The following is a 14,441-nucleotide window of genomic DNA, read 5'->3' as shown; positions in this document are numbered from 1 at the left end:
TCAAAAAATAATTCAATTTATTCATCCATAATTTTGAAATCTAAAGAGAATAGAACCATAAGAATTGGTACACGCGATAGCGAATTGGCGTTATGGCAAGCCAAAATAGTACAAAGTTTACTTGAAAATCAAGGACATAAAACCGAATTAGTTCCTGTAAAATCCACTGGAGATTTGGTGTTAGACAAACCGCTTTACGAATTAGGCATCACAGGTATTTTTACACGTACTTTAGATATCGCTATGTTAAACCATGATATAGATATTGCAGTACATTCCCTTAAAGATGTGCCTACAATATTGCCAAAGGGCATTATACAAGCTGCCGTTTTAAAACGTGGTAATGTAAATGACACACTGGTTTTTAAGGATAACGAAGAGTTTTTAAGCGCTAAAGAAGCTGTAATTGCTACAGGGAGTTTACGCCGAAAAGCGCAATGGCTAAACCGTTACCCAACACACACCATTACAGATTTACGAGGCAACGTTAATTCCCGTTTACAAAAACTTCAAGATAACGACTGGAATGGTGCTATTTTCGCCGCTGCAGGCATTGGTAGAATTGGTATTAGACCAGATGAAGCTATAAATTTAGACTGGATGATTCCTGCACCTGCACAAGGTGCTATTATGATTACAGCTTTAGATGAAGACGAATTCGTAAAAGAAGCTTGTGCCCCGTTAAACCACGAAGAAACTGAAATTTGTACTACTATAGAGCGCAAATTTTTAAATCGTTTAGAAGGCGGTTGTACCGCACCCATAGGCGCTTTAGCTAGAATCAAAGATGAAGAAGTAGTCTTTAAAGGTATTCTTTTAAGTAAAGATGGTTCAAAAAAAATACAAGTAGAGCGTTCTGAAAAATTAGGTGAACATGAGGATTTAGCTGTCTTTTGCGCTGATTATATTATAGAACGTGGCGGTAAACGTTTAATGGATGAGATTAAATACTCCAATAAAGTTACCAATGTGGTTTCTACAAAAAAGCTAACCCAAGACCAACTAAAACTGTTTCATGAAAAAGTAGTTGCAAAAAGTGATGATTTTATAAAAATAAGTCTGAACCGTATTCGTCCACAAATTTTAAAATCAGAGATTGAAAACGTTATCATCACTAGTAAAAATGCCGTAGAAGCCTTAATAACAAATTATTCCGCTACAGAATTACAGTTTAAAAACATTTATTGTGTAGGGCGACGAACCAAGCGCTTGATAGAACGTAAAATAGGTCCTGTGAAGCATGCTGCTAAAAACGCAAAAGCACTAGCAGACTATTTAGTGGAGTATATTGAAGGTACTGAAGTCACTTATTTTTGCAGTGATATTAGATTAGATGCATTACCTACTATTTTAAGCGAAAACAATATAGAAGTAAATGAAGTAGAAGCTTACCAAACTAAATATGATGGTAGTAAAGTGGAAAATTCTGTAGAGAGCGCTATGTTTTACAGTCCATCAACAGTAGAAAGTTTTGTTCGCAGTAATAAAAGTGATGTTATTGCATTTTGTATTGGAGAAACCACAGCAAAAGAAGCTAAACAGCATTTTAAAGATGTTAGGGTGGCAAAAGCACCTACTGTAGAGAGTGTAATTGAGTTGGTAAATCAGTATTACGTGTGATGGCTTTTAGCCATTGGCTCTTAGCTATTGGCACCACTGTCGCGAATAAATAATTCTGAAAGCTAAAGGCAGAGAGCCAAAAGCTAGATAAATGAGAGATTTTAAAAAACTTGAAATTTGGAAGAACGGAATTGAGCTTGTAAAACAGGTCTATCAATTATCTGAGAAATTACCTTCAGAGGAGAAGTTTGGTTTAAGAAGTCAAATCACAAGAGCTTCAATTTCAGTGCCATCTAATATTGCAGAAGGATGTAGTCGAAATAGTGAAATAGAATTTAAACGATTTTTAGAAATTGCAATGGGTTCTCTATTTGAAGTTGAAACACAATTAATAATAGCCCAAGAATTAAAATTCATAGAAGAAAAAGAACTTGAAATCAGTTTTAGCTTAATTCAAAAAGAAGCAAAAATGGTAAATAGTTTAATAAATAAAATCAAAAATAGCTGATAACCCTGAGCTAAAAGCTAAAGGCTAACAGCCAAAAGCCAGTTATGATAAAAAACGATTTATTTTTAAGAGCATTAAAAGGAGAAACAGTAGACCGTCCACCAGTGTGGATGATGCGTCAAGCGGGGCGCTACTTGCCAGAATTCATGGAAATTAAAGCAAAGTACGACTTCTTTACGCGTTGCCAAACCCCAGAATTAGCCAGTGAAATTACCGTACAACCTATTCGCAGATACGGTATGGATGCCGCCATTTTATTTAGTGACATTTTGGTTATTCCACAAGCCATGAATATCGAGGTGCAGATGAAACCTAATTTTGGTCCGTATTTACCAAACCCCGTGCGCTCTCAAAAAGATGTAGATAATGTAATTGTTCCAGATGTAACAATAGAGCTAGATTACGTATACCAAGCCATAAAAGCCACCAAAGAAAAGCTTAATAATGAAATTCCATTAATTGGTTTTGCAGGTTCGCCTTGGACGATTCTTTGTTATTGTGTGCAAGGACAAGGCAGTAAAAACTTTGATAAAGCTAAAGAGTTTTGCTTTACAAACCCTGTTGCGGCACACGAATTGCTTCAAAAAATTACAGATACTACAATTGCCTATTTAAAAGAAAAAGTAAAAGCAGGTTGTAATGCAGTACAAGTTTTCGATTCTTGGGGAGGTATGTTATCGCCTACCGATTATCAAGAATTTTCGTGGCAATATATTAATCAAATAATTGATGCTTTAAAAGACGACGCTCCAGTTATTGCTTTTGGAAAAGGCTGTTGGTTTGCATTAGGCGAAATGGCTAAATCTGGTGCTTCGGCATTGGGTGTAGACTGGACTTGTTCTGCAAGAAACGCTCGTTATTTAACAGGAGGCAACATCACATTGCAAGGTAATTTTGATCCCACACGTTTGTTCTCTCCACCCGCAGAAATTAAAAAAATGGTACACCAAATGATTAACGGATTTGGGAAGGATAAATACATTGTAAACCTAGGCCATGGTATTTTGCCAAATATAGGTTTAGATAATGCCAAAGCATTTATTGATGCTGTTAAAGAATACGGAAGCTAAAATACTTTGGGCGTTTCCACGCCACGGGCGTGGTCGGGCTTGCCTGCCGGCAGGCTTTCGGGAGTCGCTCCTCCTCTGTCGGGGAGCTTCAACAAACCCCTCAATCCCTAACGCAGAGCTTAGGTTTAATAACCTAATTTTAGTTTTAAAAGGCTTATTTTTACATAAACAACCTTAATACGTTATGCCAAATAAATTTCAGCAACTATCCAAAAAGTATACATTACTAAAAAGAGGATGGTCGCCACAGCAAAATTTATTCTATGGTTTTTCCACTTATATAATCCTAGGGTTTTTATTGCTATGTCTTCCAATAGTTCAAAAACAAAGCGCACCAGTATTAGACCATTTATTTATTTCAACATCAGCAGTATCAACAACGGGCTTAGTAACCATTTCAATTTTTGATACGTATAATTTTTTCGGTCAGTTTATCATCATGATACTCATTCAATTAGGCGGTATAGGCTATTTAAGCTTTACAACCTTTATGTTATTATCTACAACCCGGAGAATGACCATCTGGCACAAAAAAATACTCTCTACCGAATTTACATTACCAAAAACCATCAAAATAAATGACTTTTTAAAATCTGTGATACTGTTTACATTTATTATGGAACTCATTGGTGCTATTCTGTTTTTTATAGCTTTTAAAAGTGAAGGAACCCCATTTTGGGAAACATTATGGTCCTCTATATTTCATAGCGTAAGTACGTTTTGCACCGCAGGATTTAGTCTCTTCAATAGTGGATTTACAGAATATGTAGATAATCATTTTGTGAATTTTATTATTTCAATGTTGGCTATTAGTGGTTCTTTGGGTTTTATAGTGATTACCGATTTTGGCATGTTCATTAGAAAGAAATCCCATAAGCTAAGCTTCACAACAAAAATTATCCTTTATGGGTTTTTATTACTGCTAACCTTTGGAACTGTATTTTTCTACTTTCTAGAGCCATCCATAGCTAATTTACCAAACGAATCCAGGTTTCTCGCTTCATTTTTTCAAACTATGACAGCAATGACCACTGTAGGTTTTAATACTGTAGATTTTGGCATGTTTTCTCAAGCCATGATGCTTATTTGCATATTTTTAATGTACATCGGCGCATCGCCTTCAGGTACTGCAGGAGGTATAAAAATCACAACACTAACTGCCGTTTTTGCTATCTTAAAAAGCCAGTTAAAAGGCAGTAAACATATCACGTTTTTAGGGCGTATTATCCCTTACGAAAGACTGTATATTGCTACTTCGGCTTTCATCTTTTACACCATTATTATTTTACTAGGCACGTTTTTGATCACACTTACCAACGACTTAAAATTTGAGGAAATTCTATTTGAAGTAGCCTCAGCATTAGGCACAGTTGGTATAAGCACTGGTATTACAAGCGATATTAATACCTTTGGAAAAATAGTTGTAATTGTATTAATGTTTATAGGGCGACTTGGTGTACTAACTTTTGGTTTGGCCATTTGGGCACGAAGTAAAAGCGAAAAGGATTCCCCAACTTTAAAAGGCGATATTGCGGTTTAACAATGATAAAAAACATTATCTCAGGAATTAAAGCATATTTCGGTGCTTTTGGTTTAATTTCCAGACTAAGGCTTTGGAAGTACTTTGCTATTCCTATGCTAATTAGTTTTTTTACGGCTGTTGCAATTTTTACCTCAGCATATGGATTATCAGATAATATAGGAGGGTTTATTTCAAAAATCTGGATTTGGGAGTGGGGTAAAGATACCTTTTCATCTATAAGCAATTTTATTGGCGGATTAATCGTAGTAGTTATAGGTGTCATCCTTTATAAACACATCATCATGGCATTATCCGCGCCATTTATGAGTCCCGTTTCAGAAAAAATAGAAGCTCATTTTACAGGTAATCCACCACATTCTCATAGAGATACCTCATTTATGCAACAGTTGATACGTGGCATAAAAATCAATGGTAGAAACCTTCTTATGGAATTAGTTATAACCATTCCTATTTTACTCTTAAAGTTTATTCCTATAATCAACATTTTTTCAACGGTTTTGTTATTTATGGTGCAAGCCTATTATGCTGGTTTTGGTAATATGGATTACACCTTGGAGCGCCATTATCAATATAAAGAAAGTGTTCAGTTTGTCCGTAGAAATAGGGGGTTGGCTATAGGTAACGGTATTGTTTTTATACTGTTTTTATTAATTCCAGTAATTGGTGTAATTTTAGTGTTGCCATTATCGGTCACAGCAGCATCAACCAGAACGGTTGAAGTGCTTAAACTTAAAAACAAACCTGTAAATGTATCTTAATTTAGAGCAATATTATATAGCTCCAATTAACTTAAAGGACGCATGGGCTGTTTGCAACTTTTGTGTAGCTAATGAAGATCGTTTAAAGCGTTACTTTCCAAAAACTTTAGAGCAAAACCTAACCCCAGAGTTATCAAAAATTTTCGTTGAAAAAAAAACAAAGCGATTTGGCACAAAAGAAGAGTTTTTGTTTACTATCAAAGAGACTAAACATCATAAATTAGTAGGATTAGTTTATATCAAAGCTATAGATTGGATTAAAAAACAAGGCGAATTTGCTTATGCTATAGATTATAATATAGAGGGTAAAGGTTTGATGACAAAATCTATAGAAAAATTATCAGATTATGCTTTTGAAATTTTGGGTTTAGAAACTTTACAAATCATCGTTCATAAAAATAATATAGGAAGTTTAAAAGTTGCTGAAAACTGTAATTTTACACACATAAAAACACTTAAAAATGAGTATACACCTCCTAACGAAACACCTATGGATATGGAGTTGTATGAACTATATAAGGAAATTGAATAATGAATTAAGGTATATCCTGCAAGGTTTTAAAAACCTTGTAGGTATAAAAAAAATAAAATGCTAGAAAAGCTAGAAAAAGACAATTACTATCATATCTTCAACAGAGGGATAGACAGTCATGATATTTTTTTAACTGAAGATAATATGTCTTATTTTCTAAAGTTAATGGACAAGCACTTATCCTTTAAAGTCGAAATCATTGCTTACTGTTTAATGAACAATCATTTTCATTTCGTAGTTAAAATTATTCAGGATGAAAAAGAGGCTACTCAAGCTTTATCCAATCTATTTAATTCCTACGCTAAAGCTTTCAATAAACAACAAAGAAGAACGGGGAGTTTGTTTGAAAAGCATTTCAAAAGGAAAAAAATTGTCGACGAGACTTATTTGAAAAATTCAGTACTCTATGTACATAAAAACCCTGAAATTCATGGTGTAGTTAAAGACTTTAAAGAGTATTATTTCTCGTCTTATAATTCTTATTTCACTGAGTTTCCTTCAAAACTATCTCTTGAAAGAAACTATATTTTAAATCTTTTTGAAAATCTAGCAAATTTTAAGTTTGCTCATCAATCAGACCTACAAGGTTTCCAAAACCTTGCAGGTCAAGAAGAAAGCTCTAGTCACAACCTGCAAGGTCTCAAAGACCTTGTAGGTTTGAATTCTATAACATCTATGAAAGACAAATTCTACCAATACATACAAGATTTACAAGATAGCATTACCTCCAAGCTAGAAGCTATTGATGGTAAAGCTAAATTTCAGCAAGATATTTGGAAACGACCAGAAGGTGGTGGCGGACGTACACGTGTTATAGAAAACGGTACTATTTTTGAAAAAGGCGGTGTAAATATCTCAGGCGTTCATGGAAAACTGCCAAAATCTATGCAAGCCTATTTTAAGGTTGGCGATGTTGATTTTTTTGCCTGCGGGTTAAGCTTGGTAATACATCCTAAAAGTCCAATGGTGCCTACAGTACACGCCAATTGGCGTTATTTTGAAATGTATGATGCCAATGGAAAAATTATTGACCAGTGGTTTGGTGGTGGTCAAGATTTAACACCATATTATTTATTTGAAGAGGACGCAACACACTTCCATCAAACCTGTAAAACAGCTTGCGATAATCACAATCCTGAGTTTTATACAACCTATAAAAAACGTTGCGATGAGTATTTCTACAATGCCCACAGAAACGAAGGCCGAGGTATTGGGGGCCTCTTTTTTGACTATTGTAAAGCCACGAAAGGTATGACTATGGAAAATTGGTATAACTTTGTAACCGAAGTTGGTAATAGCTTTTTAGAAGCTTATGTGCCCATAGTTGAAAAACGCAAGGATTTGCCATACACTAAGACGCATCGTGATTGGCAAGAGATACGTCGTGGTCGATACGTAGAGTTTAATTTAGTGCATGATAAAGGAACGCTATTCGGACTAAAAACCAACGGGCGTATAGAAAGTATTTTAATGAGTTTACCGCCTCATGTACAATGGGTGTACGATCATCATCCTAAAGCAGGTAGCGAAGAAGAAAAATTAATAGACGTATTGAAAAACCCTAAAGAGTGGGTAGAAGCCCCCTAGCCCCAAAAGGGGAACTCTTATTGTTATGAGAACAAGTTTAGCTGACAAAATAACAACTAGTTTCAATTCTTTTAATAAAGAGGCGAAACTCTTAAACCCTATTTACCCCTAATAGGCATTCCCCCTTTGGGGGCTAGGGGGATTTTATGTATCCACTAAGAAGAAACCGAAGATTAAGAACCAACGAAGCCATTCGCGCTTTAGTTCGTGAAACCATAATAACACCAAACGATTTTTTAGTCCCACTTTTTGCGGTAGAAGGTAAGGGCGTAAAAGATGAAATTCCATCTATGCCAAATTACTTTCGGTATAGTTTAGATTTGCTAGAAAACGAAGTAAAAGAGCTCTGGAAACTAGGTTTAAAATCGGTATTGTTATTTGTAAAAGTGCCTGATAACTTAAAAGATAACGCAGGTAAAGAAGCCTTAAACCCTAACGGATTGATGCAACGCGCTATAAAAACCGTTAAAAACGCGTGCCCTGATATGTTGGTAATGACGGATGTGGCTTTAGACCCATACTCAGTTTACGGACATGATGGTATTATTGAAAACGGACAAATAGTTAATGATGAAACTGCAGAATTTCTAGCTGAAATGAGTATTTCTCATGCTACTGCTGGGGCTGATTTTGTAGCACCTAGTGATATGATGGATGGCCGTATTTTAACCATTCGTGAAGCTTTAGAAGACGAAGGCTTTACCAACACAGGAATTATGAGTTATTCGGCTAAATACGCCTCGGCATTTTATGGCCCTTTCAGGGATGCTTTAGATTCTGCGCCTGTAGATGTTCAAAATATTCCAAAGAACAAAAAAACGTATCAAATGGATTATGGTAACCGCTTTGAAGCCATCAGAGAAACCGAAATGGATATTGATGAAGGAGCTGACATTGTGATGGTAAAACCAGGAATTTCGTATTTAGATATTCTAAGAGAGATAAAAAACGAAGTGGATGTACCTGTAGCCGTATACCAAGTTTCTGGCGAATACGCCATGATTAAAGCTGCTGCCGAAAAAGGCTGGCTAGATCACGACCAAATTATGCTGGAAACCACAACAGCTTTTAAACGTGCTGGGGCAGATATTATAGCATCATATTTTGCTAAAGATGTTGTGAAATTGATCTCTTAATTGTTTTCCAATCGCTTTTCTACAGTATAGGAAGTTTCATAATGCCCTATCTTTCCGTCAGGTGTAATGGCTTCAACGATAATTAATTTATCGCCAATAGTATCATCATTATAGAATTCCAGTTGTGCTTCTCCCTTTTCGTTAGTATAGATTGAAGGCATCCAATGTATTACCGAACGTAAATCTGGAATGTCCCAATCCTCTGGTTTTAATGTTTCATATTTGGGCGCATAGAATTCGCGTTGGGTTGAAAATCCAGCTATGGTTCCTTTAAACACCCCTTTAGGGGTTCCTAGCACTGCAATGCCATTACTGCCATAGGTGTATATGCTAATAATTCCAACAAGAGCTAATGCTCTTACCTTTGCTAGCTCAACAGGGTCATGGCGAGGAAATGCCTCTTGATAATACTGTAAAACACTACCATTAGGTCGTCTTAAAATCTCAACACTTTTTATGTTTTCCACTGCTAAAAAAGGCAATAACGGATAATCTATACCTTCAACAACTTCTCCATCAATAAATACAAAAGCAACATTAGTTTCTGCAATTTTGGGGACTTCAAGAGACTTAACTATAGTATCTGCAGGAGTAACCGCTGGGTCGTGAGTCCCAATACCAAATGCTTGAGCTGGGAAACTTACATTTTCAAAATAAACATCATCAGGGAATTTAGTTCTAAGCAGGTCGTATAATCCAGACATCCAGCCTTCTTCTTCTTCAACCAGTTCTTCGTTATCAATTACTACATCTGGTGCCCCATGTAACTTAAATAATTTTTCACGCTCTGGTGTTACATTATATCCTGTTAACTCTACTGTGCCTAGCTCTATTGTATCATCAGAAAGGTTAAAACCTCCTGATGCACGTCTATCTTCTGTCTTTTTCTTCAAAAATGCTGTAACGATAGTATCAGGTAATGTTATAACTTCTTCTCTCTCATAAGCTATCTCTGGTATTGGGATGGCTTTGTCTAGCTCAAAACTAATTTGTTTAGCCTTTCCCTTCTTATTTGTAGATTGTATCAAGATATCTAGCGCATCAGCATAATGATTACCTAAATTAAATACAAAATTCCCTATGCTATCAGTAGTTAGCATATAAAGCCCTTGAGGTTCTCCTGAGGTAAGCATGGTTAAATTTACTTTTTTCTTAGGTGGTCTTTTATCATTAAAGGCAGATCTTACTTTACCCGAAACACTCAAAGCTGTCTCTGGCTGTATATCAAAATTATAACTGGTATCACTTTTACTAAATACATAATTACGCCAACCCTTTGTTAACATCAAAGCATCCAAGTCTCGCTTTCTATACATATTATTTGTATCAAAATAAATACCTGGCTTCTCTATAAAACCCTTTAACTCTGAATGTAACAAGAAATAAGATAAGATGTTGGGATGCTCACTTCCATTTGGGTTTAGTTTGGCCTTGTCTATGACTAGTGCAGAAAAATTGGTTACAATTGCCTGATTTTCCTTATCAGTAAAATCCAAATGTAATATGGTCTTATCCCGCTGCGCATAAATTGTCTTGTCTTCTTTTACTGCTATATTTAATATGCTCTTTTCATCTAAATTGAAAAATAAACGTTCACTTATTGGTACTTTACTATTGTTAAAAAGCGTAACACTTATAATACCATTGGGTAATTGTGCTTTTTTAATTAAAGCCTTATGAATCCCTTGTTCTAATATAAATTTATGTTGCTGAATTAATACTCCTTTACTTTTTACTTCAACATAAAGACTGTCCGTTGTTTTTATCTTGCTTTTTATACTTAAACTTAGGTGCTTACTGGTTTCTGAGACACTTAAAAGATAGCCAAGTGGCACTACCTTAGGTAACGGGTATTTATACACAACTCCGTTAGCTCTTATTATTTTACCATAGTAATTTTTTTGCTTATCTGGTTTAAAATATACGAATCCCATACCCAATTTATTAGTGGTAAAATGGGTAACTGTACTATCGCTTTCATCAACTATGTGCCCACTAATTACTTCGCCTAGGCCTTTGTAATTAATAGATTTGTAGGCTATCTTGTTTGTAAACCCATCTAGCATTTTTCCGCCTTCAGGGAAAAATTGAACGTCTAAAAAATCCTTATTTAGAGCAATGGTTTTGGAGTAGGTACTTTCAGTCTTACGCTTTCGGTTTTTTAATTTGGTATCTTCTAACTGTACCTTTAGTTCCACCTTAATTAAATCTTTGGGAACACTATATTCTAATGCATATTGTTTATCTACTCTTTTTACTTCTACAGAATCCTTTAGATCTCCTGATAGAATGTATATTTTTAAATCTTTATTATAACCGTCCTTAATACGTTCTGGGTGTATTTTTACAGCTATTTTTAATTGGTCATTATTTGTTTCGCTTAATACAATATCGGTTATAACATCTTGTTTCTCTATAGGTTGTATAGAAAACACATCTATATATTGCTTGAAAATAAAGTCCGCCCCAAAATTTCTATTCCATTTAGTATAGGCTCTTATCAAATACCTGCCAGAGGGTAGCTTTTCATCTAAATCAAAAAAACTTTCTGCTATACCGTTTTCTAACTTAAGCTTTTTAGTGCTCAATACATTTTCATCAAAATCTATAAGCTCTACATGTAAAATACCGCTTCGCTTTGATGGAACATTTAAGGTATTGGTAACAATAGCTTTAAACCAAACAGTCTCTCCTGTTGCACAAATAGTATTGCTAAGTTGAAGATATATTTTTTCTGCGTAGGTCTTTTTGTCAACTTGTTTATTGGCAATAGGTGTATTGGTTTGCGATTGAGATATACCAGTAAAACATAGTACAAAAATGAAAAAGAAGCACTTATATTTCCAATAAAAGGTATTGGAAATAGTGCTTTCAAGATATAACTTCATCATATAACAAACGTTCAATTAATTGTTTTCTTTACGTTCATCAACCGTATAACGACTCTTAAAATAGCCTATTTTACCATCAGGCGTAATAGCCTCTATGATGATGAGTTTATCTCCAATAGTATCATCATTATAGAACTCCAGTTGTGCTTCTCCCTTTTCGTCAGTATACATTGAAGGCACCCAATGTATTACCGAACGTAAATCTGGAATGTCCCAATCCTCTGGTTTTAATGTCTCGTATTTAGGTGCATAAAATTCGCGTTGAGTTGAAAAGCCAGCTATTGATCCTTTATAAATCCCTTTTGGAACTTCTAGAGCAGCAATACCATTACCGCCATAGGTGTATATACTAACAACCCCAATATAAGACGATGCTAATTTTTGCCTAGTTATTGGACTCATCCATGGAAATGCCTCCATAAGATGATTCATAAATGTGCCTTTTGGCCTTTTTAAGATTTCAACACTCTTTACATTTTCAACAGGTAAAATAGGTAAAAAAGAATAGTCTACTCCTGGAACCACTTCTCCATCAATGTAAAATAAAGTAAGATCCGTTCCATAGATATGAGCTATGTCAAAACTTTTTCCTTCTCGTTCTACAGTTTTCATAAAAATATCGTCACGGAATTTAAAAAAAAGAAGGTCATAAAGTCCAGACATCCATTTTTCCTCCTCTCCTACCATTTCATCGTTATCAATAACTATGTCTGGTGGTCCATGCAGCTTGAATATTTTTTCTCTTTCTGGTGTTACGTTATAACCTGTAAGTTCTACCGCATCCAGTTCCACGGTGCTTTTATCCAAATTAAAACCTGCCAATGCTTGCCTTTCCTCTGTTTTTATCTCCAAAAACGTATTTATAATACTATCTGGAAGTTCTATTATTTCACGTGTTTCATAGTCAACCTTGGGAGATGGCAATGGTGGGTCTAGTGCAATTTGATACTCTTTTGCTTTTCCTTTTTTATTTGTTGATTTTATCACTATGTCCAGTTTGTCTCCATAAGGATCAAATAAATCAAAATTAAAACAACCCGTACTATCCACTTCTTTAATATACGCTCCAGGTGGTTTACCCGATGTCAGTAAATTTAAACTTACATTATTTTTAGGGGCTTTATTTTTATTCCATATAGAACGTACTTTCCCAGAAATTCGTAATGCAGTCTCGGGTTGTACATCAAAACTCTCATTAGCGTCTTTTTTACTGAAAACGTAATTACTCCAACCCTGTGTTAACATTAAAGCTTCTAAATCACGCTTTCTATAGATATTAGATGTATCAAAATATTGATTAGGGTTTTCAATGTATCCCTTTAGCTCTGAGTTTAATAAAAAATAAGATAAAATATTACCTCTTAATTGGTCTGTTTGCTCAAACTGATTCTCATCTATTACTAAAGCAGATAAATTTGCCTCAAGTGGATGACCGTTGGCATTGGTAATACTAAGCTTAAGTTCTGTTTTATCTCTCTGACTGTAATATTGCTGTTCGGTTTCTTTGGCAATATTTAAATTGTTAGCTTCATTAAGATGAAAAAATAAACGCTCGCACAACGGTGTTTTATTCTCATTTAACAATGTAACATTAAGAATACCTTGGGGTAATTTATGTTTAGATATCGAGGTGTTATATGGTGCATCAGATAATGTTAATAGAAATTCCTTTAATATTATACCTTTGGATTTAAGCTGTATCCAATAATTATCGGTGGTTTTAACCTTGGAAGTTACATTTATATTCATGTAATTCGCTGTTTCTGTTACACCTAAAACATACCCTTCGGCATGCACGGCTGGAATTTCATATTTATGAACTACATCTTGTTTGGAATTAATTTTACAATAATATGTTTTATGTAATTTAGGTGTAAAAAACACATAACCCATACCCAGATTATTGGTTTTAATTGGCATTATAATACTATCCTTTTCATCAACAATAACTCCATTTATCTTTTTACCTAAACCTTTATAGTTTAGCGCTTTAAAAGCAAGTTTACCCGTTAAATCATCAATTAACTTTCCACCTTCTGGGAAAAATTGTAGGTCTATATAATCTCTATCAATTGCAATAGTTTTGTTGTATGTTTTCTCTACTCTGGTTTTAAAGTTTTTTAACTTAGTGTCTTCTAACTTCATCCTTAGGTTTACAGCTATAGCATCTTTTTGAAGCTGATATTGTAGCTTATAAGCACCTTTTTTTGATCTAACCTCAACGGAATCCACAAATTCATCTGCTTTAATATAAACCAATAAATCTTTCTTATAATCTGTTTTTATAAACTCTGGAAAAAATTGAGCGGAAATTTCATATTGCTCAGTGCCAATCTTTGATAGTGTTACGTTTTGAATAGGAGATGCTCCTTGCTCTCTATTGGGCCGAAAAAGGTTTATATATTGTTTAGAAATAAAATCGTCGCCAAAGTTTTTGTTCCACTCTGTATAAGCTCTTACTAAATAACGTCCTGATGGATATTTTTCATTTAGCTGAAAAAAATTATCAGCAATACCGTTTTCAAGCTTAAGCTTTTTAGTAGCTATAACATGTTTATCAAAATCGATAAGTTCCACATGCAAAACGCCACTTAGTTTAGTAGGTGTATTTTTAGCATCAGTTACAATGGCCTTAAACCAAACTGTTTCGTTAGTGGTAAAGACTGTATTATTAAGTTGAAGATAAATTTTTTCGGCAAAAGTGTTTCTAGTAACGTTTTGGAGTTTTATGGTGTCTTTTGATTGTGACCTTAGAGACGTAACCAAACAAAAAAAGAGTAGAAAAAAGATTGATTTTCGTATCAAAATAGAGGGTGTTAAGACATTTCTTTCAATATACAGCTTATTTGACAATTC

General features: G+C 34.6%; 10 protein-coding genes. 8 read left to right on the top strand and 2 right to left on the bottom strand.

The window, feature by feature from the left end; all coding sequences use genetic code 11:
- The first annotated feature begins 33 nt into the window (after positions 1–33).
- The 8 genes from hemC (at position 34) to hemB (ending at position 8,694) form a co-directional block, all read left to right on the top strand.
- Positions 34–1,620, top strand: a complete 1,587-nt coding sequence (hemC, locus tag JS605_RS09195) for a hydroxymethylbilane synthase (RefSeq protein ID WP_203257428.1) — start codon at positions 34–36, stop codon at positions 1,618–1,620.
- A 91-nt stretch (positions 1,621–1,711) separates the two neighbouring features.
- Positions 1,712–2,068: a four helix bundle protein gene (locus tag JS605_RS09190; RefSeq protein WP_203257427.1), complete on the top strand. Its 357-nt coding sequence runs from the start codon at positions 1,712–1,714 to the stop codon at positions 2,066–2,068.
- Between the two features lie 44 nt (positions 2,069–2,112).
- Entirely contained in the window at positions 2,113–3,138 is a 1,026-nt protein-coding gene (gene hemE, locus JS605_RS09185; protein ID WP_203257426.1) for a uroporphyrinogen decarboxylase, read from the top strand.
- A gap of 184 nt (positions 3,139–3,322) precedes the next feature.
- Positions 3,323–4,678 carry a TrkH family potassium uptake protein gene (locus JS605_RS09180; RefSeq protein WP_203257425.1) on the top strand — a complete coding sequence of 452 codons (1,356 nt, stop codon included), beginning with the start codon at positions 3,323–3,325 and terminating at the stop codon, positions 4,676–4,678.
- Between the two features lie 2 nt (positions 4,679–4,680).
- Positions 4,681–5,439 carry an EI24 domain-containing protein gene (locus JS605_RS09175; RefSeq protein WP_203257424.1) on the top strand — a complete coding sequence of 253 codons (759 nt, stop codon included), beginning with the start codon at positions 4,681–4,683 and terminating at the stop codon, positions 5,437–5,439.
- Positions 5,429–5,971, top strand: coding sequence for a GNAT family N-acetyltransferase (locus JS605_RS09170; protein ID WP_203257423.1), 543 nt, complete (start codon positions 5,429–5,431; stop codon positions 5,969–5,971). The genes JS605_RS09175 and JS605_RS09170 overlap by 11 nt, the downstream gene beginning before the upstream one ends.
- A 675-nt stretch (positions 5,972–6,646) precedes the next feature.
- Positions 6,647–7,558, top strand: coding sequence for an oxygen-dependent coproporphyrinogen oxidase (hemF, locus tag JS605_RS17525; protein ID WP_239000328.1), 912 nt, complete (start codon positions 6,647–6,649; stop codon positions 7,556–7,558).
- A gap of 146 nt (positions 7,559–7,704) precedes the next feature.
- Positions 7,705–8,694, top strand: a complete 990-nt coding sequence (hemB, locus tag JS605_RS09160) for a porphobilinogen synthase (protein WP_203257421.1) — start codon at positions 7,705–7,707, stop codon at positions 8,692–8,694.
- Here the strand turns inward: hemB and JS605_RS09155 are convergent.
- Positions 8,691–11,585, bottom strand: coding sequence for a hypothetical protein (locus JS605_RS09155; RefSeq protein ID WP_203257420.1), 2,895 nt, complete (start codon positions 11,583–11,585; stop codon positions 8,691–8,693). The genes hemB and JS605_RS09155 overlap by 4 nt on opposite strands.
- Positions 11,586–11,600: 15 nt before the next feature.
- Complete coding sequence (locus tag JS605_RS09150; RefSeq protein WP_203257419.1) at positions 11,601–14,390, bottom strand: hypothetical protein; 2,790 nt, start codon at positions 14,388–14,390, stop codon at positions 11,601–11,603.
- Positions 14,391–14,441: the final 51 nt, after the last annotated feature.

Origin of the sequence: Hyunsoonleella ulvae, from assembly GCF_016827605.1 — a bacterium.
Taxonomy (GTDB): domain Bacteria; phylum Bacteroidota; class Bacteroidia; order Flavobacteriales; family Flavobacteriaceae; genus Jejuia; species Jejuia ulvae.
Note: the sequence above shows the minus strand (reverse complement) of the source record. Positions and strands in the feature narration are given on the sequence as shown.

What these genes read in the sequence shown, in the direction of transcription:
- JS605_RS09190 (WP_203257427.1), top strand. Translation starts at nt 1,712, where the DNA reads ATGAGAGATTTTAAAAAACTTGAAATTTGGAAGAACGGAATTGAGCTT.
- hemE (WP_203257426.1), top strand. Translation starts at nt 2,113, where the DNA reads ATGATAAAAAACGATTTATTTTTAAGAGCATTAAAAGGAGAAACAGTA.
- JS605_RS09180 (WP_203257425.1), top strand. Translation starts at nt 3,323, where the DNA reads ATGCCAAATAAATTTCAGCAACTATCCAAAAAGTATACATTACTAAAA.
- JS605_RS09175 (WP_203257424.1), top strand. Translation starts at nt 4,681, where the DNA reads ATGATAAAAAACATTATCTCAGGAATTAAAGCATATTTCGGTGCTTTT.
- JS605_RS09170 (WP_203257423.1), top strand. Translation starts at nt 5,429, where the DNA reads ATGTATCTTAATTTAGAGCAATATTATATAGCTCCAATTAACTTAAAG.
- hemF (WP_239000328.1), top strand. Translation starts at nt 6,647, where the DNA reads ATGAAAGACAAATTCTACCAATACATACAAGATTTACAAGATAGCATT.
- hemB (WP_203257421.1), top strand. Translation starts at nt 7,705, where the DNA reads ATGTATCCACTAAGAAGAAACCGAAGATTAAGAACCAACGAAGCCATT.
- JS605_RS09155 (WP_203257420.1), bottom strand. Translation starts at nt 11,585, where the DNA reads ATGATGAAGTTATATCTTGAAAGCACTATTTCCAATACCTTTTATTGG.